This is a genomic window from Rhodopirellula sp. UH5 (genome assembly GCF_056839225.1).
This window is the reverse complement of the sequence record NZ_CM166390.1, coordinates 5,864,510-5,890,212: the sequence shown is the minus strand read 5'-3', so window position 1 is coordinate 5,890,212 and position 25,703 is coordinate 5,864,510. Positions and strand designations below refer to the sequence as shown.

Sequence of the window (25,703 nt, the reverse complement as noted above, 5' to 3'; positions counted from 1 at the left end):
CACTACGGCCATAAAAAAAGATGCAATCAGCAGGTTTCGCAACGAGAATTGTAGCTTCCAATGCTTCATTGTCAGTACGGGAACACAGGTGGTGCTGTATGGTACGTGGAGTCCCAATAGCAGTTTTCCAGCGCGTGCATAAACGCAATAGTGCCGTAGCGAGGAATATATATCTCCAACGACTTCCGCACACACTCCCGGCGAGAACTTGGGTCGGTAAACGCATCGCACGAGCCCTCAGCGATAATTGCGCGGATCTCCATGCACATTACTTCTTCGGCAAAATCCGCATCCGGCTCGAAAAGTTGTTGGTAGATAATCTCATGTCCTTCACAGCTGTCGCAGATATCGAAGACGTGCTGAAGCTCATGTTTCACAAGAGTGTCTATCGTAAGCCCTTTTGCTTTTATGTCGGGGTCGTCATAGAAGACATCTATCGTAATGGACTCTCCGGTTGCATTTGTTACTGCACCGCTAGTTTCAGACTTCGAACTTGATCTTTTGCAATTGAGATTAAGTGAGTACCTCGCTGCGCACGATGGAGGCAATGCTGCCGCGATTCCGCTTGACCATTGTTTGCATTTTTCGAAATTCTTGATTTCCCAATTTTTGTCTGGATCTGGCAAACCAAACTCGATCATCCCGGTTGGGTCGACACCAACCGTTGGGTTCGATTTCGTGTACCTGTACAAAGACCACTTGCTCCCTGTGAACCCGATCGGATCTCTGGAGCAAAAACTACCCACCCGTGCATTGTACATTGCGGACGCATCCTGAGCACAAATGCTCAACATACCGACCAACAGCATCGCGGGCATCAAGAACTTCGCGAACATGAAGAAGGCTCTTAAGGTTGAACGCCAATACTGCTCGGCGGCTGGCTGAGTGAAATTTCGGGGAAGGCAAACGGATCGGGCTGAGAATTCGGGGCCATGAGATTGACTGGATGACCAAAGGCGTCGAACGGTTGCTGGTTTTTTTGTGCCAACCGACGTTGCTGGGCCATGATGTCAGGATGATCCTCGATCCGTGGTGGCCGTACCAACGACGTCAAGTGGGACCTGTACATCGGATGGCTTAACAAAGTGAGCGAGCCAGTTTGATTGCTCCACGGCCAAAATTCGGGTGGTAACAGCTAGCGACCAATCATCATGCGTAAGTCATGAAGCTTCTCATCCGCGAGGTCCAGCCTGCCTTTGTAAACTACGTCGACACTTCGATAGGTTGCCCCGTTGCCGCTTGTGTCTTCGTTCGTAAATTCAACCACTGCTGCTTTCAAAATTAGATTTCCGTACCGATAGTCATCGGTCCACAAACGCAATCCAGAAGCAGGCTCGATGGTGTACGTGAAGACTCCGCCGCTTCCAACCCGAGGCTCTCCAATGACTTCAACAACTTGATCAATAGAAGTGAGATGATTTGAAATAAAGTCCACGACATGCCTAGCCTGTTCCTTCGATAGCTTACCAGGCTTGTGAGATTCAAGGTCGCGATTAGCTGAAACATCGGTTTTGGGTGTCGGTCTGCACCCGGAGCAAAGAAGCATCAAAACGGTTGCCAGTGCGGTCACCTTCACAATGCCCAATCCCTCTCTGGCAATAGCTGTTGTCACACGATGTAATGTCAGATTGGACATGGTGGATCTCGCCAGCCCTCCGCGCCTTTGCAATGCCGATCTCTCTTCTTCTTCGCTGCTTCGTAGTAATCTTTGAATTTTCCGCAGCTAACTATATAGACAAACTTTTCGCCTAGATAATCAGAGCCTTCGGGACAGCTGAAGCAAAACTTAAGGATGTTTTCTGCAGCACAATCAACAGAAGCCTGATATGCGGGACACTCTCTTTTGTCTCTTACCAATGGCCTCGCTAGCCACTGCCGCCACTCACGAAGCACGTAGGCTTTACTGTTCTCGGTAGTGGCATTTCGGTAAGCTTCCTTGGCTCTGCCGCAGCAGCTGTCAGTTCCTTTATTTTGCTCTACGTGAACATCTTCGTGTCGTTTGGTACATGGTCTCGTTGGCGAATTGCCTGGGATGTCTACGATTGAAGGTCCGCCACCTTCAATGTCACATTCTGTTGTGCCGTTGGCAGCCAACCCAGAGAAGTCACTGTACCTGCAGGGGTTGGAGGACACATATTCGTAGAGACCAAAAGGACTGCCTCTGAACCCGATTGGATCTCTAGAGCAGAAACTCCCCACTCGTGAATTGTACATTGCAGACGCGTCCTGAGCGCAAATACTCAACATCACGACCAACAGCATCGCGGGCATCAAGAACTTCGTAGACATGAAGTAGGCTCTTAAGGTTGAACGCCAATACTGCTCGGCGGCTGGCTGAGTGAAATTTCGGGGAAGGCAAACGGATCGGGCTGAGAATTCGGGGCCATGAGATTGACTGGATGACCAAAGGCGTCGAACGGTTGCTGGTTTTTTTGTGCCAACCGACGTTGCTGGGCCATGATGTCAGGATGATCCTCGATCCGTGGTGGCCGTACCAACGACGTCAAGTGGGACCTGTACATCGGATGGCGTGATGCATGTTTGACAGCGAGCGCATAGCTGACGCTGGCCTCGGGCAAATTGAAGTTATCTTCGAAGCAGTGCCCACGCGATGCGAGGAATACAGCAAACGCTTCATCCATCGGAAGGGATTTCAGATAGTGCCCGCGTTCAACGGAAGACCTAGCGATTGGATGTGGCCATGTCAGGTAATGAGAATCGGGATAGCTGTTGAGCCCGCGGTTGGTCCCCTCAACATTGATGTATTCACCTTGGCCGTCCCATCGACAAAACACGTGAGCCTTCGCTTGGACCAAAAAAACGGGGTAATTCAATCGCTGAGCGACTGCTATGTACAGGACTGGCATTGAAACACAAGTACCGCCGTTGTCGCTGTTAATCATCCCATGAATAAAGAGATCTTTGCTGCGAGTGAAGTCGATCTTCTCAATTCGATCCGGGTTGTACTGGACGCCGAAGTCCTGCTGCAACACCGTCACCAACATCAACATGCGGTAGTAAGCGATGGAGTTTTCATACTTATCCGGTTCGGTGTAGAAGTTCACTATCGTTCGCTCAGTTTCCTGCCGAACCTTGTTCGCCCATCGATCAAGCGTTTTTAACGAACGGGAAATATCCAGGTCTTCACTTCCTGGCAGTCCTTCTGCGCACCGCAAGTTGAGCAACGCAATGTCTTGTGTTTTCAGATCGTCGGAAGCCATCATCGACAACTCACCGAGGGTTGGCGATGGCTTGTCCGCGATTGCTGACAACTCGGTTGCTGGTGGGTGCTTTCCCACCAGGACTACTGCAGAGCCTCCAACGCCGAGAAGAAAAGCACCGATCAGTGGAAAGGCAAAGTGACCACGTTTCACGACCGTCGCAGCAACTGGTTGCGAATTCGACGTGGAATCGACTTTGCGGCGTCTTCGCTTAGAACCCATCAACTGCCCCAGGGGGTTTCGGCGGAGTTAGTTCACGCCCAGGATTGTCCATATTCGTCGGGTGGATGCAAGTAAATTCCCATTCCTTTTCCTCGCTCGTCTGATTGACCCCGCAAAAAACGTGATTCCTCGACAGCACGTTACTGAAGGCTGGCAGCAAAGTATTCGTTGGCGAAGCGATCAAATCAGTTCTGTTCATGCGGCTCTTCCTACCTCATGTGATTAGCGACGAAGTCGAAACTGGAAAAGGTGTCGGACACGGAATTGGCTGACGTCGTAGCCGCTCGTTCCGACATCGAACCCGTAACCGCTCATCGTTCCTATGATCCCCTCACTGGTCTTGTTCTTGTTGGCGTCCCAGCCGTAGCTGAGGTTCCCGATCGAAGCACCGCTGAAGCTGATGCTCGCTAGCGTGTTGTCGTTGTTGTACGCCCGTGTTTCGCTCACACCGTTATTGTAGCTGAGCATGTGAACACAGTGGCCGGCCGCGCTGGCTCGTTTCGGTCTTCCCAAACGCAGAAGAACCCCCCCCTTCTCCTTGCCTAATCAGCCAATTCGGTGTCCGACACCTTTTCCTCTCCCTAGCGTGGCGGACTTCGTGTCCGCCAACAGGAAGAACGCTACCGCGTTCTCTGGTGCAAGCGGATGGTTACTCTACCTCCGTCCCCTTTGATCGCTCCCGTCATGCCAGGCACCCGACCCGCCGACCTGCCATCCGACTTCTGTTCCCAAGCCGCGTTGGATTCCCACCCACAAACGATCGTTCCCGGTCCCGCACAAGGATTTCGACGCAGAGTCGCGAGAGGCGGTGAGGCGCAGAGGGATCAGACGTTACGACTCTCCCCTGCGTCTCTGCGACTCCCCGCCTCTGCGTCAACTTCTTCCAGAACCGAGCGAGATCAATGGGACGGAGGTCATTGTTGAGAGGATGCGCCTGCTTGTGCCCCCGTCCCCCCTTTTCTTCGCCGTCCAAAACTGGCTGCTTCCTATTCTTCTGTTGATTGGACGCCCGAAACTACCCCCGTCCCCTTTGATCGGTCCGTTATTGTAGCTGAGCATGTGAACACAGTGGCCGGCCGCGCTGGCTCGTTTCGGTCTTCCCAAACGCCCCCCTTCTCCTTGCCTAATCAGCCAATTCGGTGTCCGACACCTTTTCCTCTCCGCTGGAATCAAACTGTTCGCATCGCTGAGGCCGCGGCATGGCTGTGCTCTCTATCTCGGAACCGACTGATAAGACAAATCGATCCTACGCAGCGGCGGTTGGGAGTCAAGGTTTGGTGGGTGGCACCATCCGGCGCGCCGAGCCAGACGCCGACTCCTTAACAAGTCAACCGGGCGTCGCTAGCTGGTTCTGGTGTACGGATACCGCAAAACTCCAGGTAGACGAAAGCCCACCATCCTGTGATGGTCGGCCCAAGACAGACTGCATCCTATTCTTCTTTTGATTGAAGGGGCTCAATCTTCTCCAGCAATTGATTCGCTCGGCTAGCGATTGTCCTATCACTACTATCCCGAAATTCCAAGAGGATTTCACGAAGTCCCTTGGGCGACTGCCTGTACACAACACGTAGTGTAATCGCTGCGATTGCTCCCTCCGATTTCCTCGCGAAAGCGACCAGCTTCTCAATCTGACCCTCTGTAAATTCAACATTCCATTGACCTCCAATTTCTAAAGCAAGCAAAGCGTCGACTCTTGCACTCCGAGGTGTTAAAGTATTCGTAGCCAAATCAATTACGTGTTCGATCTCACCTGGTTTCGCTGCCAACTTGGCTTCTAGCACTTGCGCGAGCAGTGAAATCGAAAGACGACTTGAGCCCTTCAGAGCCTGGACGATTTCCAGTGTTTTTGCGGATGCAGACCCGAATTCAAACAGCGATTCGATCAGCAATAAACGCAAGTCTTCTCTTCGGACGAATAGTGATGCAGGAAGAAAGTCATCAGTTATAGCTTTGTCAAGATGATTAAGTACAACCTCCTCTACTACGCGGCGATTGCCAAACCGACGATTAGCAAGCGAACGAGCCGCAAACGCAACCTCTGCCGGTGAACCGTAACGCAAGCAGCTAATCAAAAAGAAGTTGATCCCAGGCTCATCTATGCTTATGCTCCCAAGCCGTCTAATGACTCGAATTCGGGTTACTGGATCATCTGTCACGCTAATTGCCAGTAGTGCTGGCACAAGTGATTTATCCAATAAGATTGCCTCAAAAACACCGACCAACCGATCCCTCGCCTTCGGTGTAAAATCACCAACTGCTTTTGCTAGCCCCGACTTGAACCAGCGAACTTTGTCTAAATCGAGGCTAGATAACTGATCCGCAGCTTCATCACCAATAGTTGGGACCTTCGTGGGACTTCGCCAGGAATCGTATGCATCGTCTTCGCAGGACAAGAGCTCAAAGAGCAACTCTACTTCAGCAGATGAAGATGGAGGCGAATAGAGAATATCTGCAAATTGCTTAGCTTCTGCAGAAATCCCTGCAGGCGGTGAACCCAATGCCTGAACAGTTGTCGCGGAGAAGGATGCAATCGCAGCGATTAAGCCAGCTGCCAAGCAGAAGACATGCTTTCGAATCAAAATCAACGCACTAAACATGATCGAGTCGCCTTACAAGTGAACTAGCCAAGGACGAAATCTTCCAGGCACTCTGTGTTAACTGTCAAAAGGTGCAGCGACTGGCGGAACATGATCGCTAGCACTAAGCAGGTACGCATGAGTCATCGGGTATGTGAACCGTTGGCGTTCGCCACGGTTTTCACGCACAACCGGGGCTAACGCCCAAACGGCTCACATGGTTGTGCGTGGTCATTCCTGCCGACCTGCTTAGCAGATCAGGAGTAGCGATCGGGCGCAGTCACTTGGTCCGTCAGGGCGACTCCGTTTGCACCTTAGGACCCGTTCGGAAACAACTTCGGGATTTCAACACGGCACAACATAGTTGAATTTGCTGAGGCTTGAGTCCCGCTGAGTCGGTTCGTTGTTTTTGAATGCTTTCTCTACCTTGATTCCAGATTGATAGACTTTGCGAGCCAACTCGCAGACAACCCTCAAGCCGGTGCGAGTGCAGACTTTCGAAATCAGCGTCTGCATCCATGGGAGTGATTCGATGAGCCGTCCGCTGATCGCTCGTGTGAGATGACAGAACAGGCGATGGTCGATCGGGTTGTATTTGCTGCAATACGGAGGCAGGTGAGCGACGCGAATTGGGATTCCAAGGGTGACCGCCACGCGGTGCAGACGTTCGCGATAAAGCGGAACGCGGTAGCCGTTGCTGCCACCACAGTCGGCCAAGAGCAGCATTCCCCCGGCATCGGCGTAACGGGTTCGTCCCATTCGATGCCACCACCGGCGAACCGCATCAGCAGCTAACTCACCGGTGTCAGCGCCCGTCGCCAAATATACAAACGCTTCGTTGGCAACTGTATCGTAGACGCCGTAGGGAATTGCTTTTGGATCGCTGCTGTAGGTCCCGAAGTCATGGTCAAAAGCATGAAGCGATCCATCCGTCCAAGCGCGTCCGCTGCGGGAAAACTGACCGATTAACTCCTTCTTTTTCGTGTCCACGCTCAGGATTGGCCAACCGAGTCGTTCGTATTCCTGGCGAAGGTGCTGCAACCGGTCGAACTGTGACTGGCGAAACTCGCTGGCACCCAAAGGAATGTCTTTGGAAATCTTGCGACGGCCCAGCTTCAGGTTTCTACGAAGGATATTAGCGATCACGCCCGGTGAGAGCGAAAACCCAAGTCGATCGATGGCCGAGGCAATCACTCGCAGCCCGATGTTGGTCCAGACTTGACCGTCGCGGACCGGCGATCCAGCTGTTTGCGTCTTGACTTCAGCTTCAATCGCCTCAACGACCCCCGGCTGGCTTTTGCTAGCAAATGGACGGCCTCCCCTTTTTTACGGACTCGTCCTTGGGCCTCATCATGGGGCAAGTGTTGCAAGTCACGCTTGCCCTGCGTGATCGTATCGGGATGACAATCGAACAACTCGGCGATGTAAGCGATCCCACCATGCCCTAACTTGCTCGCTTCAATGGCCGCATACCGTCGTCGGTCCTTCTCGCTGAGCGATTCGTACAAGTTCCGCATTTGCGTTTCTACATCGAATCCGTAAACATTCTTCATCGCTGGCCTCCGTGAAAAGTGACGAGATCAGTTTACACGTTTCCCGAAGTTGTTTCCGAACGGGTCCTAAAAGGGGTGGTCACCGATAAAAACTCAACTTCCTAAAGCCTGCTGCGCACCTTTTTAAAGTGGGAACGGCGTGGCTGGCTGCTCCGGGCACTTTTTGAATTCATCGCACACTCCTTGGCAACTTACACACAGCCCCCACGCCAGATACTTGGAATAAAAGACATCGGAATCTGGAAGGTTGGGCGGGTAAAGATACTCGGCGGTTGCGGCATAGGCTTCACCCTCCCTTTCTTTACAAAGATCACAGTCTTTCCAACCTAAGCGTGGAACCGGAGGGTGATTGGCATATGGCCAGGGGCGTTTCATGCAATCGCAATCGTTTGCTTCAAGCATTTGCGAGACGTGAATCAGTTCGTGTATGATTGTTGCTTCAATATCCACTGCCACATTACCATTTTGCTTCAGCTTACCTGAGCTTATGCACAAGTGTGCGTATCCGCCTTGCCCACGAGTAAAGGCGGCACCTTGGGCGTTCCCGCAACTCTGGCTGCAGTAGATGTCCACATTGCACTCCATTGCCTTTTGAGCCAAAGGATGTCGCCCCAGCTCGCCTTCCCCGCTCTTCATCCTGTCAACAACCTTCTGGCAACTAGATCTTATTGGCGTCAGCACAGGATTCTCTGGGGGATAAATATCCTTTGGATCGATCGGGGGGAGTGGCGGATTGATAACCAACGGTGGGACACCGATCTGGGGAACATCAACGTCATTTAATCCGAGAGGGTCTACGTATCTGAATGGCTTACATCCAAGAAACTTGTATAGCTGCCATTTACTCCCGCGGAACCCAATTGGATCACGCGAAACAAACCGCCCCCCCACAGAGTCGTACATCCGAGCACGGTAGTGGTACAGATCGAGATCGGCATCCCATTCGCGACCCGTGTACGTATACCGGTTGTCGCTCGAAGCGACAGAACCACCGGCACCATCGAACGTGTCAACTCCGCCATACGCGTCGTAGGCGTAGCGTTCTTGGATCGCTCCGCTGCCGTTGGTCAGTGCGATGACGCTGTATTGTTGGTTGCGGTGGTAGTAGCGGTTGCCTCCGGTGCCCGAGCGCATCACTGGCTCGTCGATGTAGGACGCGTACACGTAGTCGTAGGTGGGGCTGGATGCCACCGTGCCAGACGTGTAGTCGGCGATGGTTTGTTGGCCCGACTGAACGAACACTGTCACGGTCGTGCCGTCGTCGCGGCCCACTCTTCTGCCCAGGGCGTCCCACTGGTAGGTCACATCGGCCACCGAATCGTTGTCGGTGTCCGCTGAGATCAGTTTGTTTTCAAAATCCCACTTCATTGCCAGGGGGTCGCTGCCGGGACGCAGGATCGCGGGGATCGACGTTTGGTTGCCCTTGGCGTCGTGCGTGACCGCTTGGCCAGCCACCGTCAGTAACTCGTGCGTGTCACCGTGGGTACGGTTTTGCACACTGGCGTTTTCGGAGTAGCTGTTCCAGTCTCCGACCAGGCTCAGGTTCCAGGATTGGTCCAGGCTGCTGTCGTCTCGCTCCCACGAGACGAGGCGATCCTCGACGTCGTAGCCGCTCATTCCGACATCGAACCCGTAACCGCTCATCGTTCCTGTGATCCCCTCACTGGTCTTGTTCTTGTTGGCGTCCCAACCGTAGCTGAGGTTGCCGATCGATGCACCGCTGAAGCTGATGCTCGTCAGCGTGTTGTCGTTGTTGTACGCCCGTGTTTCGCTCACACCGTTATTGTAGCTGAGCATGCGACAACCGTGGACGGCCGCGCCGGCTCGTTTCGGTCTTCCCAAGCAGAGAAGAACACCGACTTCTCCTTGCCTAATCAGCCAATTCGGTGTCCGACACCTTTTCCTCTTCGACACCTTTTCCTCTTCAATCGCAAGCCACGGAACGGGCCAGTTGCTCTGGCTTTATTTCATGCGTTATCAATCACAGCTAAAGCCCGCTCCCTTGCCCGCTTGGTCTGATTCAGGCAAAACACGCTGAGGCTTGGGCTTGGCCTCGGTGGTGTCTGTGACCGTTGCGCTCCGCATCGGCTTTCATGGATTCCGAACGTCCTACGCAACTGGATTTGCCGAAGTACTTTTGCCAGTCCCATACCAGGTCACGCCACATCGAAGCCTCAATGCCGACCTCCGAAAGCGCTCGGGCCAGACGCTTGGGTAGCTCAGCGACTTGACCGGCGACGGACTGCGCCGCGGTCCAGTCCAGTAGCTGCTTGTAGTCGCTCCAGCGAATGTGGAGAAAACCGCGGTCACTGCTGCGAAGGCCTTTCGTGTGAACTTCGGGTTCTGCTGAAAGCGTTGTTTTGCTCAGCGTCAGTGGGCTGAGCCACCCGTCGCGGCGAATGCGTTTGCCCGTTGGATTGCGTCGTTTTGCCTTGCGTTTTTCCTGGAGGACTTCGACAGGTGTCTCGCGGATTTCGCGTCCGGCTTCTTCCGTGGGGATCGGTTTGAGATCAAACGCGGCTGAAGGGATTCGTTCTCCTTTGCAAGCTTCAATCCGGTCGTAGGCACTGGTGTGGGGGCTGGTCTCGGGCGTGATGGACATGGCGGCGCGAACTGGATTCAGGTCGACGTACATGCTGCACGCGAGCAAGCCCGCTTCATCGACAATTCGCTGGGCTTTGAAGCGTCCTTCCCAAAACCGGCCGGTGCATTCGTCTTGTTTGTTGGCCATCCGGGCGATCGGTTCGGCCAGGGCTCTCATGAACCAAGAGATGTCGGACAAGCGGCGGCGAACTTCAGCCAGTCGCTCTTTATCTCGAACCAGCATCTGAACGTCATTTTCAGCGGGTTCGGCCAAGTGTTCTTCGAGACGTCGGCCCGGGAAGACACGCAACCAGCGAATCGCGACCTCTTCGTCGCTCCACCGAGCACAGACATCAGGCCGATTGCGGAGGATCTGGTGCATGTGGTTGCTCATCACCGCGTAGGAAAGCACATCGACTGCGAACACCGAGGCCAGAGCCTCCATCCGCCGACGAATCCATTCCTTTCGGAACGAGAAATCCTTGCCGGTCGCCTGGTCAACACCAGCCAGAAAAGCCCGGCGGACACATCTCTGCACGACATGCACGATCCCAACTTCGCTGGAATCGAACTGTTCGCATCGCTGAGGCCGCGGCATGGCTGAGCTCTCCCTCTCGGAACGGACTGTCAAGACAAATCGATGCTACGCAGCGGCGATTGGAAGTCAAGGTTTGGTGGGTGGCACCATCCGGCTTTCCCACCCACAAATGATCGTTCCCGGTCCCGCACAAGGATTTCGACGCAGAGTCGCGAGAGGCGGCGAGGCGCAGAGGGATCAGACGTTACGACTCTCCCCTGCGTCTCTGCGACTCCCCGCCTCTGCGTCAACTTCTTCCAGAACCGTCGACTCGCAAAGGTGTCGGACACCGAATTGGCTGACTGGGCAACATTGAGATTCATCGCTTCAGTTTCTTCGGGCGTCCGCGTGGTCGCATCGTTGACTCCAAGCCGAAACGACGTGCGATCGATTCGACCCAAGTTTCTTCGCCAAAGGGCACACCACGCCGCACGCTCCAATCCAGTTGTTCACGCTCTGCTTGGCTGAAGTCCGCCCGCACCCGATCGATCCAATTCGATGAACGTCTGACTGGCCATGCGGTGAGCAATTCTTTCCCAAGAACGGTTTTGGCCGACCAATGGTGCAAGCTACCCCAAAGCCAGTCTTCCGGCGATTTGCACAACTTCGCGGCAAAGGCATTGCGTTCAACATAGCGACTGACGGTTAGAAAATGCTCGTTGCTTTGAACCGGAAACGATTTGAAGCGACCTTGGTACAGGTGCCCCTCCCCGGCAGTGTGATAGTGAGCGTGATATCGCTGGGTGTGCGTCAAGATAACCCACTGAGCGAAACGCCCCATCTCTCCATCGATGTTTGGGCTGACACAAAGATGCCAATGGTTGGGCATCAGACAGAACGAAAACAACCGAATATCGAACTTCCCGACAGCTTCACGCAGAATCGCCATGAAAGCATCGTAGTCCTCCTGCTTGTGAAAGATCGTCGCGCGGAGGTTTGCTCGATTGAGCATATGATAACAGTGGCCGGCAGCGTCGGCTCGTTTCGGTCTTCCCATGCAGAGAAGAATACCCCCCTTTTCCTTGCCTAATCAGCCAATTCGGTGTCCGACACCTTTTCCTCTCCCGACACCTTTTCCTCTCCGGGCCGAACACTATTGCCTGCGTCCCCTTTGATCGCTCCGGGATGACAGTTCTTTTCCTCTTCTCAGAGCTAGGGCGGGCCCTGTTGGGCGCCCTTTGCTGCCTACTTGGTGTTTTTTCTAAGATCAACGACCGTTTTGCGCATTAGCTGATACTCACGTAATTCACTAACGCTTATACAGTGATAAATCTCGCAGCTCACCAAACGTGAACTGCCCGGTGGACGAAACCTTGTGAAGTTCAGCAGTGACTGCTGATGAGTGTCGCCAGCGAAATCATGCTGTGTCGTCCGCAAAATCTTACCCGTGTCGAAGTCTCTAAATACCACCAGATATCGAACAGGGATCAATAATGACTCGGCAACAGGCTTAAAAGAAACAGTAAAAAGCAGTCCGTCAACATTATCCTGGCCACTATATCCAAACTGAAAATTGGCTCCACCAGGCAAATCGGAAGCAACGTTCAACCGGGAATTTGAAGGTCCTGCAAAGGAGACTCCAGGCTCACGAATGCCAACTAGCGACACGGCAAATATGACCAACAGCAAAGCGAAAACTGCTTTCGTTACATTCACTTCCATCATTGTCTCCTACTCCTGTTCCATTGCTAAAGCTTCGTCGTATGACGCAGGACATTCTGGGCATTGAGAAGGTTGTTTCTCGGCTTCCGTCGCAACTGTCGTTGTAATCACCACCCTCTTTGCGGTGCTTGTATCAAAGATTGCTGAAGCTGACTCACCTCCATACGAAAAATCTGCTTTTACCGCTCTTAGGTAAAAACACCAAACTGGAAAAGGTGTCGGACACCGAATTGGCTGACGTCGCAGCCGCTCGTTCCGACATCGACCCCGTAACCGCTCATCGTTCCCGTGATCCCCTCACTGGACTTGTTCTTGTTGGCGTCCCAGCCGTAGCTGAGATTCCCGATCGAAGCACCGCTGAAGCTGATGCTCGCCAGCGTGTTGTCGTTGTTGTACGCCCGTGTTTCGCTCACACCGTTATTGTAGCTGAGCATGTGAACACAGTGGCCGGCCGCGATGGCTCGTTTCGGTCTTCCCAAACGAAGAAGAATCCCCCCCTTTTCCTTGCCTAATCAGCCAATTCGGTGTCCGACACCTTTTCCTCTTCGGTGTCCGACACCTTTTCCTCTTCCGACACCTTTTCCTCTTCCAAACTGTTCGCATCGCTGAGGCCGCGGCATGGCTGAACTCTATCTCGGAACCGACTGACAAGACAGCTGGATCCTACGCAGCGGCACTCGAGAGTCAAGGTTTGGTGGGTGGCACCATCCGATGTTCCTCTTCCGCGTTTCGCTCACACCGTTATTGTAGCTGAGCATGTGAACACAGTGGCCGGCCGCGCTGGCTCGTTTCGGTCCTCCCAAACGAAGAAGCCCCCCCTTCTCCTTGCCTAATCAGCCAATTCGGTGTCCGACACCTTTTCCTCTTCGAGGCCAGAGCCTCCATCCGCCGACGAATCCATTCCTTTCGGAACGAGAAATCCTTGCCGGTCGCCTGGTCAACACCAGCCAGAAAAGCCCGGCGGACACATCTCTGCACGACATGCACGATCCCAACCTCGCTGAAATCAAACTGTTCGCATCGCTGAGGCCGCGGCATGGCTGTGCTCTCTATCTCGGAACCGACTGACAAGACAAAGCGATCCTACGCAGCGGCGTTTGGAAATCAAGGTTTGGTGGGTGGCACCATCCGGCGCGCCGAGCGATCCAGTGCGGGCGGCTTCGTGCCGCAAGTGTGGCGGACTTCGTGTCCGACAACATGAATGCTATCGCGTTCTCCTGTGCAACTCGTTGGCTAAACGGTACCGGACACCTTTCCTTCATCTATTGAGGCGGCTCATATGGGTTGCTTGATGTTTGCCTGGAAGATATCTCGTTCCTCTGCCCCGTGATTCCAAGGTCCGTGTTCACTCCAGAATCTAATCGCTTTGACGGTCTAATCGCCACAATTATCAATCCAAGGATCGCGACACCAACTGCGGTTGCCGGCGCAAAAAACAATCCGTTGAACACAAGGCTTGCACCGTCAGAACTTACAACTCGATCGAGCTGCGCATCCGATTGAGCGAAGGCGACTTCGAGTTCCCAATAGACGATCACGCATGCCATATGAACAAAATAACTTGCGATTAAGCCTCCAGCTAACGCCAGCACACGCCAATGGAAAGCGGTCACTTTATAGCAGATGCCGAAAAAGCAACTCAACCAAAGAACGTACAAGCCGCCAACGATAACGAGGGACATAGAGTCACCCAATGCCATCCCTAAAGTGTCCCGTTGCCAGGATCAAGGTATGAATCCAGAAGCCGACAAGGGGTGCTGGTCGAACCAGACGCCGACCGCGAAAATGCGTGACTTATTCCGTATGGATCACCATCATCGCCCTTCGTTGGGTGCCTCCTTCTACAGTCTGCCTTGCACCGTTGGTATGCTTCAGGATGACGCAGAATCCAATTCGGATTTGACATGTAAGTTTGCCAGCAACCGTCAATACACTCACCCTGAGCAGTCGCAACCTTTGGGTCATCCCCAGCGTGCGATCTAGGATTTGTAAAGGAGTCTCGGAGGTTAAAATCGACAGTTGTAGAGTAGTTTGTACTCACAACCTTCAAGTTGCCGTTGCAGCATTCTTGGCACACCCAACTCTTTGTTTCAACTGCAGACAAATGAACCCAACTATGACCAAGCGGATATATAGCAATCTTGTAAGTTGAGTTCCAAAGCTGTTTCTTGAATTTCACTGGGTTGGTTGTGCTGTAGCTTCCCGGCCCATTATTGCAGTTAGTTGGAATCGCCTTCGCACGCCCAAGCGATTGCGAAGTAATGCTATTGATCGTAGAAGCGTGGTAATCTTCAAAGGTTTGCGCCAAACCAATTTCACCGAGCGTTACACCAGCCCCATGCCCGTGGTAATAATGGTCGATGAAGTCGCCCCAGCCCCAGCTCAAACCCATCGGGTCTATTCCATTAGGCGCGAAGTATCCGCGATACAACGAAGCCCCGTCGACATACCCAATCGGATCTCTGGAGCAGAACCGCCCAGTCGCAGAGTCGTACATCCGGGCCCTGTAGTGATACAGGTCCAGTACTTCGTCGAACTCGCGGCCGGTGTAGGTGTAACGGTTGCCTTCGGCGGAGGTTGTTAGTGGAGTGAGGCTGGCATTGAGGATCGTCAGCCCGCCGTAGGCGTCGTAAGCGTAGCGTTCTTGGATCGCTCCGCTGCCGTTGGTGATTGCCGTGATGGAGTACTGTTGGTTGCGGTGGTAATAGCGGTTGCCGCCGGTTCCCGAACGCATGACCGGTTCGTCGATGTAGGACGCGTACACGTAGTCGTACGTGGGGCTCGATGCCGCGGTGCCGGACGTGTAGTCGGCGATCGTTTGTTGGCCCGACTGCACGAACACCGTCACGGTCGTGCCATCGTCGCGGCCGACTCGGCGGCCCAGGGCGTCCCACTGGTAGGTGACGTCGGCCACCGAGTCGTTGTCGGTGTCCGCTGAGATCAGTTTGTTTTCAAAGTCCCACTTCATCGCCAGGGGGTCACTGCCAGGACGTAGGATTGCGGGGATCGACGTTTGGTTGCCTTTGGCGTCGTGCGTGACCGCTTGGCCGGCCACCGTCAGTAGCTCGTGCGTGTCACCGTGGGTCCGGTTTTGCACACTAGCGTTCTCGGTGGTGCTGTTCCAGTCTCCGACCAGGCTCAGGTTCCAGGATTGGTCCAGGCTGCTGTCGTCTCGCTCCCACGAGACGAGGCGATCCTCGACGTCGTAGCCGCTCGTTCCGACATCGAACCCGTAACTGCTCATTGTTCCCGTGATCCCCTCACTGGTCTTGTTCTTGTTGGCGTCCCAGCCGTAACTGAGGTTCCCGATCGACGCACCGCTGAAGCTGATGCTCGCCAGCGTGTTGTCGTTGTTGTACGCCCGTGTTTCGCTCACGCCGTTATTGTAGCTGCTGGTGAGCATCCGGCCGCCATCGTCGTACGTTCGAGTGTCGATCGTGGTGCTGTCGAAGTCGATCCCGGCAAGCTGGCCACGGTCGGTGTAGCTGCGGTCGACCTCTTTGCCGTCCGGATACGTCAGCTTGGACACTTGGCCCGCCGCGTCGTAATCGGTCAAGATCGTGTACGTCTGGCCGCCGATCTGGATCGACTCACTGGCCTTGCGCCCCGCATCGTCGTAGGTGTAGGTGACCGTGTTGCTGTAGCGGCCACTGACGGCTGTCAGCATTCGGCTGGCGTCGTCGTAAGTGAACGTGTCGGTGTGGCTTTGGCCGGACAGTGGGCCACTGGCGTGACCGGTGTAGGCCTTGCTGCTCAGGCGACCAGCCAGGTCGTAGGTGAAGTCACACGTGTCACCTTGCTCGTCGGTTCGCTGGACCGTGCGGCCGGTGGCGTCGGGTGTGAACGAGACGATCCCGTAACCGGTTTGACCGATCGTGCTGCTGGGCACGTGGTCCGGGTAGGTTTCGGTCAGCTTGGTGCCGGCCGCGTCGTAGGTGTAGCTAGTGACTTGGTCCTCGGCATCGGTCAGCGATTCCAGCTGGCCGGTGTCCGTGTAGGCGAACTCGGTTTCACCCGAGAGGCGATCGATCTGTTTGATCTGGCGTCCGCGTGCGTCGAACACATAGGTCGTCGTGTTGCTCTTGGCATCGGTCGAGGAGACCTTGTTGCCGGCCAAGTCATAGCCGCTCTGCGTCACGCCGCTGGCGGTGTCGGTGCACTGGGTGTCACGACCCAGAGCGTTGTAGAGGCAGTCCTGGCCGACTCCGTTGGGGTCGCGGACCTTGAACTGGTTGCCCGAAGCGTCGTATTCGTAGCTGGTGATCTCGCCCAATGCATCAATGCTCTGGATCGTGCGTCCGGCCGAGTCGGTGAGGCTCTTGCGGACATGCCCCAGAGCGTTGACGCTCTGGGAGGCCAGGACGGTTCCGTAACCGGCGATGGATTCGGTTTGGTCATGGACGGTGCAGTTCCAGGTGATCAGGTCACTGCTGTCGTCGATCATGCCGCTCATCACGCTGCGACCGGCACCATCGGAGATCGAGAAGCGAACCTCGCCTTCGGGGTTGATCGAGACTCGGGCGGAGCCCGTGGCATCGGAATCGAACGACACACCGGCTCCACCGTTGGCCGTGGTGCCAGCGAGCTTGGTCAGGGCATCGGCCAGCGAGACCGCGGTGCTGCCGACCAGAGGCGTGACGCCGGTGGCGTTGTCCAGGCCGACTCCATCGGTCAGGTCATCGTCGTACAGGTACTGCTCGGTCAGTCCGTCGGCTGTCACTCATCGATCCTTTCCAATCGAGTGCGGTCCCTGAATCAGCCTCCGAAGAGAAGAACCAAGTGCCGCAGACATTCTGTCAGTCTGAGTGAGCCGCCTGCTCGACTGCATTTATGCATGGCGTGGATCCGAAGAGCAAGGAAAAACTGGTAAAAAAGAGCTCCAGGAGCACTAGGCCATCGCAAACCATCCCCTACGGCTACTCGACCGCCATTGAGCGCATCGAGCTCGATTGGACGCGAGTTCTTCGCCCCAGTCGATGGCGGCAAAAGCGAGACCTCACTGAACGCTCCTTTGAATCATTCCAACCTTCTTTTTACCGAGCACTCAGTGCCCCTCAGAACTTGGAGGTGGAGCAGTTTTCCTCCACCCTCTCTTGGGAAGGTCAGCCCGCTTCGGACCGGGGAGGGTTACGCTGGGCTGCTAACTCTTTGAGCTTGTGGCGGCCATGCGTTTGCGCAAGTTTTCATCCCGGCAGGGATTCCAGATGGTAGCCGTCGGTAAGCGATAGCGCCACCGATGGACACGCCCCCCACGCCGCCACTCTTCATCCCGCCGTGGCCTTTGGCCACGGCGGGATGAAGAGTTTTATGGGAGCTCGCTTTCCGGGGGTACGCTGCTACGCAGCAACCCCCGGCTACCATCTGAAATCCCTACCGGGATGAAGAAAGGCAGAAGCCGGAAGAAAATTGCATTCGTGATCAGAACGCCAATAGCAAACATTTCGCAGCCCAGGGTAACGCGCTGGTTCCGATGCTCGACCCTCCCAGAGGGAGGGTGATGATAAATGCTTGGCAACACGGCACTTAAAAACTGCACGACCTCCTTGCGAGGTGGGGCCATGCTCAATTGCGCATTCGTTCGACGACCGAGCGGGCTCGTTTGGCGGCGGGAGCACGCGTGTGGGAGGAGGTTCAGACTGATCAAGGTTGTTGATCGAGCGAAATAGCACGCAGTCGTCGAGCAGCTTGCTGGTGCAACCGACTGCGATCCATCCGGTTCTCCGCCTGGAATATCTGAGCGAGGTACTCATGAGCGACAAGGAGCGTCGAGTCAATTCGAAGTGCCTGCTCAAACGCAAGAATCGCTGGCTCAATCCGATTGGCATTGAGTTCACAAACCCCAAGCATGAAGTGGTCACCAGAGACCCGACGCATTTGAGTCAGTTCACGGTACCAGGACTTCGCTGCTTCGTTGTCCTGCAACCTCAATGCAACCCGTGCCAACACATCCACCGCACCGACGTAAGTGTGCGCCCCCACGGACTCCGATTCGACAACCGACCGAGCCAAATTCTCCGCGGTCGACCACTTCCCTGCGGCAAAGTACGAATTGGCGAGAGTGGTTCGAACACTCGCGTCGTTGACACCCGACTTGAACAGCTCGACCAACTCCCGCTGCGCAACTTTGAAATCATCCTTCATCGACCCTGGCAATCCGCCACTACTCGCGAGCGAGTGAAAGGCCAGCAAGCGACGGCGTTCACGCTCGGTTTCCTCCAAGTGGTCCGTTGCCGAAATCGCCACCAGACGGGGCTTTTCAGATGCCGGGGCCGAGACTGACTTTGGAACAGAAAGCTCAGCGAGCAGGAAGGATTCGTCGTGAACCGCGATTCGATGATCATGCAACGCGGCATGTGTCACGTTGGTTGGCCGTTTAGGCATGTGGCATGCCTGACACTGATCCTGCTGTGTTTCAATTCGAACCGAAAGCGGCACATCGCACGAGGCAGGGGACGCGTGGCATCCGATACAGAGATCCCGGTACGCGACGGCTTCACCGGAGACTGGGTGAGGATGGTGACAGGTCACGCAAGACAGCACCTCCGTTTGCAGGTAGCACTCACTTTGATGCAGCTGTTCGGTATGGCCGACAATCCGAAAACTCTCTTCCCCCTCATCAAGTTGAAATTCGGTGACATGCTCCGAGAGCAACTCGCCGGGATGAAAGTCCCAGCGATCAAAGTCGCTCGACGAGCTTGAAACGATCCCTTGCAAATGACACTGGCTACAGATGGCATCGCGATTTTCCCGAGCGATTTTGCCGGGATGAACAATGTTCATCTCAGACGGTGAGAGGTTCTCGTCGCTCTTTTGATCGGCAACGTGTTGCACTCCCGATCCATGGCAACGCTCGCAGGCAATGCTGGCGTGAGTGATTGAAAATTGACTTGGCTGAACTTTGTCAGCACGCACTTCTCCGACGTGACAAAAAACACAGGTGGTGGTGACGACACGATCGAACATGGCAGAATCCTCGCCATCGAATCCCGGTGAAAGTCCCCACTGACTTGTCTGCTGATACCACGTCAGTGGAGATTCGATCCAATACCCGTCTCGTTTTCCGAGGTAGGTGTGGGCGTGAGTGCCAGACCCAAGTTCCAAAACCAAGTCGACAGAGTCCTGGGCAATCAACTCTCCATCGGTTCCCAAAACGGATTCTCGATGCCGCATTCCCTCGTCGGTCATCTCAGCTTCATACAGGCGTCCAGATTTGCCATCGACGAAGTCACTGCCCAATGGGAGTTCCTCACGCTGGATTCGTCGCGCCGATTTGGCATGCGTCGTTTGACTGAAAGCCTCCGCCTGTTTCGGATGGCATTCAATGCAAGCATCCGAGCCGATCATCCCGGCGGGCAAAGTTCCCCAGTCATGCGAGGTGCTCGGAGCGACCGACGTCGATGACTCAGAGGACAGCCAATCCTGCCAATTCGATGTCGGCGAACCACTCGGATCCACCGCTTTTTTTTGTCCGCAACCGACGCTGCTGCCAGCAATCAAAGCCACTGACATTGTGAACCAAAGCGAGTGCAAACACCGATGAAATTTAGCAGGCAGCATTGGATTCACGGGAGGGTCGTCAACCTGGCTTGTCCTTCGACGACAAGCAAAACCTGATTGGTTTCGATATTCTTGAACGTCTCCTTGAGTCCCGATGGCCATGCGACGACCAGATCAACACCGAGCCCTTGTGGAATCCCGCCAACAAAGAGTGTTGGCTCGTCTTGGCACGCGTACCCACCACCGCTAGTCAGCCACCGAAATTGTCGCCCTCCGTCATACTCGACCGTGAGTCTGGCACCGACGGCGGAGCGCTCGCTCTCGACTCCGACCAATCGAACATTCAACCAGTCACGCTCAGAATGAGAGATCGTTTGATTTTCGAGGAGTGAAACGGGGCGATCCTGAAAAGTCGCCACCATGTCCACCAACCCGTCTCGGTTCAAATCCGTTCGTATGAGCCCTCGCCCAATCGAGGGCTTCGCCCAGTCGTTGTTGACTTCCAAACTCTGGAATTGAGTCGATTCCTGAACGAACAATTGAGCCGGCATTTTGTGAGGCATCCCCCGATACTCCAGATTTTCGATATGCCCGTTGAGCACCGCGATATCCTCATCCCCATCGTTCTCAAAATCGAACGCGACGGTTCCAAATCCGAGCACCGGAATGCTGTCCCTCGCAAGTCCACTCGCGGTCACATGGTCACTGAAGAAGCTGTCTGCGTTCTGCAAATAGAGGTGAGCAGGTTCATGGAGGAAGTTGGTGATATGAAAGTCAATCCGGCCGTTTTGATCAAAGTCCGCGGTAGCGATTCCCATGGACGCTCCGCTGCCACCGAGCGAAGAGAACGCACAACCACGAAGCTTCGCGAAGTTGTTCCATTGCATTTGTTTTTTCCCGGTGAAACCATCCCCCCCTCGCGCAGGACCACGTTTCCAAAATCGATTGGGCTCCGTGTCATTGGCAACAAAAATCTCATTGCCAGGTTGGTTGTCAAAGTCACCCACCACCACGCCCAAACTGGGCGCAGCACCTTCCTCAAGCCCCAGTGTTCGCGTGTCCCAGTGACCTGTGGGTGACCGCACATACAAAACGTCCCCCGCTGCCTGGTAAGATTCCGGTCCACGGTAATCGATCGCTCGCCCATGCTCGTTCGTTGGCAGCGTCTCGAAAACTCGAGGGTCATTCAAGTACCGAATTTCAAAGACATCCGGGATCCCATTCCCAGTGAGGTCGGCGATCGCGTGGCCGGAAGACCAGGCGTGATGACTGTTCCAAGCAGGATCCTCCGAATGCGAGAACGTCCCGTCTGCATTGTTGATGAAACATTCGTTGTTTCCGAAATTACTGACCAGCAAATCCGGCCATCCATCCTGATTCAGATCACCGGCCGCAACTGCCAGTGTGAACCTCTGATCCTCGACCGAAGCGACCTCGGAACAATCCTGGAAGGCGCCAGCGAGCGACCGGAATAGCCGGTTGGAGGATTCTGCTGACACCTCTGTGGTCGCTGCATCGTTCGGATGACAGCCACCCTGGCCCAAGAACAGATCGATCCATCCATCACGATCGAAATCGGTCGCACACACGGCGCCACCAAACTGTTGAAAGATGCTCAAATCTTGTGGACGGGGTGGATCCGCATTCCGATAGCGAAAATCGACCTTCCATTCGCGTGCTCGATCAACGAACCGAACGACAACTTCCGGATCTGCCGATGGGTCGGTCTCGACCGGCCGGACAGGACCAACGGACTTCGTCTTTTCGAGCATTTCCGAAAGCTTCTCGATCGCTCGCTGATGGGTAGCGATCGGATCGTCACTTCGCAGCCCAAAGGTATTGTCACTGACCGTTGGGAATCCAGACCGGCTCTTTTGCAAGGCTTGATAACGTTCTTGAAGAGCCCCGACACTTGCCTTCTCCACCTTGGAACCTTGCGTCACCGCGATCATTCGCCACGCATTGGCCTCCAGCTCTCGTCCAATTTGGTCCAAGTGCTCGGCAAGTTGCAGCATCGAAGCCGCCAATGACTCGGAAGCATTCTGCGGAGAACTTGCCCCCTGACCGCCGATTCGGTTGCCCAGCACCACGGTTCTTTTCAGCCGTTCCATTCGCTGTGTGATCTCGTCCTCGACATCATATCTCTGCGTTTGGTTCATCCAGTTTGCAAGCAAGCCGAGAGCGACTCGATCGGTTGGATCACGATGGATGGCTTCCACCATCAGCTGGATCGCCAAATCGGTGTCACGCAATTGATCGTTGACAAGCCTGCTCAATGCAAACCAATGATCCGCCCAAAGAAGCTGATCTGGATTGAGGTGCTCCCACCACAAACGAAGATTTTCCTTGTCGTTCGCGTCCACGGCAGCGCGGCCAAGCAGCGCCAAGGCGGCATCCCATCCTGACCCGATCGAAGCTTGTGCTTCTGAGTCACCAATCAAACTCGCAAGTGAATCAACCGCCAAGTGTGGCTGGTGAGAAGCCATCGACCGATGAGCCTGGGAAATGGGCCCAACCCAACCCGACAGACCTTCGCTGGATGGCTGGTTTCCGTTCACTGCTGAAGTCAGCGACGGATCTTGAATGGAAAGCAAAGAAGCCAGCTCAGCCTGTCGAACGTCCCCTAAACGCACCAGATTGCGAAGGTATCGCGCCGCTTCGTGACGTCGGCCCAACCGGTTCAACAAAACCGCCAACTGACGGTGTGCCTCGGTCGCCTCAGGAAAGCGATCCAGCAGATTCCGATAGCCGGCAATCGCCTCCTCATAGTGGCCCGTTTGGGCGAGCCAATCGGATCGCATCCCCAACGCCGCCGGTCCCACTTCCGGTTCATCCAATTGGATTCGCCGCAGTGTCTGGATGGCTTCGTCAACCAGCCCCAGGCGATGATATTGAACCAGTGCGGAAAAATACAGAACCGCCGAATCGTTTGGAAACTGATCCAGCGACTTCTCGACGATTTCAAACACAGCGCTGTCTGAATTCCGATCAGCGTCGTGGACCTCAGAACCATCTAAGATCCGATTCAATTCGTCCAAAGAGGCTTGGCGATCAGGCGGGTCGGATTGGGCGTCCTGCCGTTCGGTCGTCTTGGGATGCGAAACCTCCCGCTGCAAACTCGCGGATACTTCTGCTTTGGGCTCCGCTCGAAGTGGGGCGTCAGGTGGCGAGACGTTTGGCTGACAGCCGATCGCAGCACCCAGGCACGCAAAACAAAACGAGACCATGCGACAGACCGCCCACCACCCTCGCTGGTCACGACGACCGCCTCGTTGTTCCTGATTCGCCCGCACACTCACACTGCCCCCATCCAGAGGTCGTGCGGCTTTGAAATACCTTGCTCGTCCATCTTGCGAACCCCGCCTGCGCAGCGGTCGGGCGGCTTTGAAGTGCCGATCCAGCAGTGAACTGAAGACGCCCGCCCGTGAAGAGGTCGTGCAGTTTTTAAATGCGGTGCCAGCAGCGTCTTGAGAACCCCGCCCGACGAAGTTGGGAGGGGTCGTAAAGCGAGCGTTCAACGAGATTTCCGGGGGAGGGCAATTCGCGCCGCTTCCCATACTGGGGCTCCCTCCCGCACGGACGCCTGAACGGGGTCGCTCGACCTCCCCCAAAACTTCGTTCTGGGGGAGGTGCATCATGCGGAACTCAGCTGAAACACGGTGCCGATCAACTGCTCGACCTCTCCAGAAAGAGCGGCCAGAAAGCAGCAGGCCTGACTTGGGAAGAGCAATGTCCTCCAACAAGGAAGCAGTGTTGATCAGAAACATACAAGGCACCGTCGACGCAAGCTGAACTACTGCATCTTCTTCATTTCATTCTCGTAGTCATCCGATTCCATTTCTTGGTCCGTCTCAGTCATTGGTGCATCGTCAGCAGGCTGGATGACGGTACTGGACTCACCGCAACCAACCGTGAACAGAAGCATCGAGAACACTACAAAACTCAAACTCAACGATTTCATTTCAATCATTCATAAAAAGGGGAGCGTCGGAAAGTAAAAAGCCATTTGGAACACTCGATTCCAAATGGCAACCGCACAGGGAGTCGAACTCCCTGGACATTTTGATGATTCAGTGCAGCAAAAAACGGACTACTCGAGCGACACGGTCTCTTTGTTCCCGCGAGTTCCCAGGCCGCCCCACAATCCATAGGGACTGCGTTGGCCAGCGTTGACTGGTCCGGCTTTCGCGTTTCCTGCTTCGATCGAATCCGTGATAAACCTGACCGCACCGTCGCCCATCAAGACGTGCACGCCGCCTTGATGTCGACTGCTGGCACTGATCGAACCACCACCTTCGGTCCAGCGATCCACGCACAGTTCCGAGTTGGGCGGAAGGTTGGTGAACATGCAGGTGGAGGTCGGCAGTGAAATCATCCACATCATCCCACGATTGTAAATGTCGTTGGGGCTGTGCAACGCACCGGGTCCTGTCGGTGCCGGGCAATCGACTCCATCACACCAAAAAGAAGGTCGTTGCGGATCGATATGCCCTGTTTCCGCACAGATCGAAACATTGAGTTCAACGGTGTCCAAGGTTCGGTTGAGCGTGGTTCGATTGTCGTTGTCGCCAAGGTCCGTCATCATCTCACCCATTGCGATGGTGTTGGACAAGCCATCCAAGACGTCACGAAATTTCCGATCGGTCCGGTGCGTGTACATGCCGCGGGCATAGCGCCCCTGCAGGGTCTTGCTTCCCGAGGTCTCGTCAAAGGGACTGCCTCCCGAGTTACTCCAACGAATCGGACGAGTGAACGGCGTCCCCTGAAACGCATCACCGATGCAAAAGGCGTAGTTCGAACGACCACCTGCAGGAAGTCCCACCCCTGGATCACTAGGACATCGCAACGCGGGCGTTTCTGTCATCCAAGGGATGTATTGGTTGCGTCCACCATTGATCCGTGGTGCGGGGCCCATGGCGGGCCACGGCGGCGTTTGAACTCCACCATCGACTCGCTGTTGCGATGGGTTGCTGATCATCTCCCACAAAGCTTGCTGTTCCATGAACGGAAGCAAACCAACCATCGCACTCAATGAGCCCGAGTTGTGAGTGTCATAAGGTGTCCACGCATTGGGAGCATCATCGCGCCAGGTGCCAGTCGAGTGCCGTGGCAGTTGGTCATAGGCAGAGTGGTAGTTGTGCGATGCCAAACCAATTTGCTTGAAATTGTTACTGCAGCTCATCCTGCGTGCTGCTTCGCGAGCGGCTTGAACAGCCGGAAGCAGCAATCCCACCAACACGCCGATAATTGCAATCACCACCAGCAACTCCACCAACGTGAAACCACTTGAGCTTCGACATTTCGTCTTCATCATTGAGTCCTTGGGAAAATATGTCACGTCTAAGAAACACGAGAAAGTGCCCGAAATACCGGCCGCACCCCCCCGAATCAATAACATATAGACGCAAAACCTGAGCGTCAAGATAATCAACATTAAGACACAACTAAGAACAAACGAGCACCCTTAGGCGTGCTTTGATCTCGTCGCGAGACGGTTGGCTTCAAGCTCCACCCCCGTCATTTCGAGATGGGCTGGCTCAACGGGAAATGGAAATTGGGCGATGGCTTGAGACGACATTCGCCACGGCATCGTTGGCGGTTCCAGCTGGGAAATGACTGGATCCAAGCGTCTCGACACCCCACTCTCAGGATGGGCAAAATGAAATCTTGCCAGGTGACGATCGAGCGGTGACTTCCGGCGAGCAACCGCAGACGGGCTCATCTCGGGCTTCAGCGTCTTGGGAATTGCAAACGTTTAAGGTGAATGAGCCTGCCCCAATACCGTCGATGACAGGGTGCAAACCTCCATCGT

At 54.9% G+C, this 25,703-nt stretch carries 17 protein-coding genes and 1 pseudogene; all 18 read right to left on the bottom strand.

What is annotated here, in order from left to right:
* Positions 1 to 71: 71 nt before the first annotated feature.
* Complete coding sequence (locus UH5x_RS20910; protein ID WP_482636131.1) at positions 72 to 641, bottom strand: hypothetical protein; 570 nt, start codon at positions 639 to 641, stop codon at positions 72 to 74.
* 54 nt (positions 642 to 695) lie between these two features.
* Positions 696 to 761: pseudogene (locus UH5x_RS20905) on the bottom strand (hypothetical protein); the annotation flags it as partial.
* A 374-nt stretch (positions 762 to 1,135) separates the two neighbouring features.
* Positions 1,136 to 1,636: a hypothetical protein gene (locus UH5x_RS20900; RefSeq protein WP_482633559.1), complete on the bottom strand. Its 501-nt coding sequence runs from the start codon at positions 1,634 to 1,636 to the stop codon at positions 1,136 to 1,138.
* Between the two features lie 664 nt (positions 1,637 to 2,300).
* The gene (locus UH5x_RS20895; protein WP_482633558.1) at positions 2,301 to 3,374 is read right to left on the bottom strand and encodes a transglutaminase family protein; all 1,074 of its coding nucleotides are present in this window, start codon (positions 3,372 to 3,374) and stop codon (positions 2,301 to 2,303) included.
* Positions 3,375 to 3,665: 291 nt separating this feature from the next.
* Positions 3,666 to 3,911, bottom strand: a complete 246-nt coding sequence (locus UH5x_RS20890; RefSeq protein ID WP_482633557.1) for a hypothetical protein — start codon at positions 3,909 to 3,911, stop codon at positions 3,666 to 3,668.
* Between the two features lie 962 nt (positions 3,912 to 4,873).
* Positions 4,874 to 6,040 (bottom strand): hypothetical protein, encoded by a 1,167-nt coding sequence (locus UH5x_RS20885; RefSeq protein ID WP_482633556.1) that lies wholly within the window; start codon positions 6,038 to 6,040, stop codon positions 4,874 to 4,876.
* A 324-nt stretch (positions 6,041 to 6,364) separates the two neighbouring features.
* Entirely contained in the window at positions 6,365 to 7,291 is a 927-nt protein-coding gene (locus UH5x_RS20880) for an ISAzo13 family transposase (RefSeq protein WP_482635993.1), read from the bottom strand.
* Positions 7,210 to 7,572, bottom strand: a complete 363-nt coding sequence (locus UH5x_RS20875; RefSeq protein ID WP_482632733.1) for a hypothetical protein — start codon at positions 7,570 to 7,572, stop codon at positions 7,210 to 7,212. The genes UH5x_RS20880 and UH5x_RS20875 overlap by 82 nt, the downstream gene beginning before the upstream one ends.
* Positions 7,573 to 7,695: 123 nt before the next feature.
* Entirely contained in the window at positions 7,696 to 9,369 is a 1,674-nt protein-coding gene (locus tag UH5x_RS20870) for an RHS repeat domain-containing protein (RefSeq protein ID WP_482633555.1), read from the bottom strand.
* Positions 9,370 to 9,592: 223 nt separating this feature from the next.
* On the bottom strand, positions 9,593 to 10,753 hold the full coding sequence (locus UH5x_RS20865; RefSeq protein ID WP_482633554.1) for a transposase: 1,161 nt from the start codon (positions 10,751 to 10,753) through the stop codon (positions 9,593 to 9,595).
* Positions 10,754 to 11,051: 298 nt separating this feature from the next.
* Positions 11,052 to 11,684: a transposase gene (locus UH5x_RS20860; protein ID WP_482633553.1), complete on the bottom strand. Its 633-nt coding sequence runs from the start codon at positions 11,682 to 11,684 to the stop codon at positions 11,052 to 11,054.
* 233 nt (positions 11,685 to 11,917) lie between these two features.
* Positions 11,918 to 12,397 (bottom strand): hypothetical protein, encoded by a 480-nt coding sequence (locus tag UH5x_RS20855; protein ID WP_482633552.1) that lies wholly within the window; start codon positions 12,395 to 12,397, stop codon positions 11,918 to 11,920.
* A 185-nt stretch (positions 12,398 to 12,582) separates the two neighbouring features.
* On the bottom strand, positions 12,583 to 12,828 hold the full coding sequence (locus UH5x_RS20850) for a hypothetical protein (RefSeq protein ID WP_482633551.1): 246 nt from the start codon (positions 12,826 to 12,828) through the stop codon (positions 12,583 to 12,585).
* 1,268 nt (positions 12,829 to 14,096) lie between these two features.
* Positions 14,097 to 17,114 (bottom strand): RHS repeat-associated core domain-containing protein, encoded by a 3,018-nt coding sequence (locus tag UH5x_RS20845; RefSeq protein WP_482633550.1) that lies wholly within the window; start codon positions 17,112 to 17,114, stop codon positions 14,097 to 14,099.
* Between the two features lie 920 nt (positions 17,115 to 18,034).
* Entirely contained in the window at positions 18,035 to 19,903 is a 1,869-nt protein-coding gene (locus UH5x_RS20840) for a tetratricopeptide repeat protein (RefSeq protein ID WP_482633549.1), read from the bottom strand.
* A 53-nt stretch (positions 19,904 to 19,956) separates the two neighbouring features.
* Positions 19,957 to 23,190 carry an FG-GAP-like repeat-containing protein gene (locus tag UH5x_RS20835; protein WP_482633548.1) on the bottom strand — a complete coding sequence of 1,078 codons (3,234 nt, stop codon included), beginning with the start codon at positions 23,188 to 23,190 and terminating at the stop codon, positions 19,957 to 19,959.
* A gap of 494 nt (positions 23,191 to 23,684) precedes the next feature.
* Entirely contained in the window at positions 23,685 to 23,852 is a 168-nt protein-coding gene (locus UH5x_RS20830; RefSeq protein ID WP_160311384.1) for a hypothetical protein, read from the bottom strand.
* A gap of 129 nt (positions 23,853 to 23,981) precedes the next feature.
* The gene (locus UH5x_RS20825) at positions 23,982 to 25,202 is read right to left on the bottom strand and encodes a DUF1559 family PulG-like putative transporter (protein WP_482636046.1); all 1,221 of its coding nucleotides are present in this window, start codon (positions 25,200 to 25,202) and stop codon (positions 23,982 to 23,984) included.
* Positions 25,203 to 25,703 lie beyond the last annotated feature (501 nt).

What these genes read in the sequence shown, in the direction of transcription:
- UH5x_RS20910 (WP_482636131.1), bottom strand. Translation starts at nt 641, where the DNA reads ATGATCGAGTTTGGTTTGCCAGATCCAGACAAAAATTGGGAAATCAAG.
- UH5x_RS20900 (WP_482633559.1), bottom strand. Translation starts at nt 1,636, where the DNA reads ATGTCCAATCTGACATTACATCGTGTGACAACAGCTATTGCCAGAGAG.
- UH5x_RS20890 (WP_482633557.1), bottom strand. Translation starts at nt 3,911, where the DNA reads ATGCTCAGCTACAATAACGGTGTGAGCGAAACACGGGCGTACAACAAC.
- UH5x_RS20885 (WP_482633556.1), bottom strand. Translation starts at nt 6,040, where the DNA reads ATGTTTAGTGCGTTGATTTTGATTCGAAAGCATGTCTTCTGCTTGGCA.
- UH5x_RS20875 (WP_482632733.1), bottom strand. Translation starts at nt 7,572, where the DNA reads ATGAAGAATGTTTACGGATTCGATGTAGAAACGCAAATGCGGAACTTG.
- UH5x_RS20870 (WP_482633555.1), bottom strand. Translation starts at nt 9,369, where the DNA reads ATGCTCAGCTACAATAACGGTGTGAGCGAAACACGGGCGTACAACAAC.
- UH5x_RS20865 (WP_482633554.1), bottom strand. Translation starts at nt 10,753, where the DNA reads ATGCCGCGGCCTCAGCGATGCGAACAGTTCGATTCCAGCGAAGTTGGG.
- UH5x_RS20860 (WP_482633553.1), bottom strand. Translation starts at nt 11,684, where the DNA reads ATGCTCAATCGAGCAAACCTCCGCGCGACGATCTTTCACAAGCAGGAG.
- UH5x_RS20855 (WP_482633552.1), bottom strand. Translation starts at nt 12,397, where the DNA reads ATGATGGAAGTGAATGTAACGAAAGCAGTTTTCGCTTTGCTGTTGGTC.
- UH5x_RS20850 (WP_482633551.1), bottom strand. Translation starts at nt 12,828, where the DNA reads ATGCTCAGCTACAATAACGGTGTGAGCGAAACACGGGCGTACAACAAC.
- UH5x_RS20840 (WP_482633549.1), bottom strand. Translation starts at nt 19,903, where the DNA reads ATGTCAGTGGCTTTGATTGCTGGCAGCAGCGTCGGTTGCGGACAAAAA.
- UH5x_RS20830 (WP_160311384.1), bottom strand. Translation starts at nt 23,852, where the DNA reads ATGAAATCGTTGAGTTTGAGTTTTGTAGTGTTCTCGATGCTTCTGTTC.
- UH5x_RS20825 (WP_482636046.1), bottom strand. Translation starts at nt 25,202, where the DNA reads ATGAAGACGAAATGTCGAAGCTCAAGTGGTTTCACGTTGGTGGAGTTG.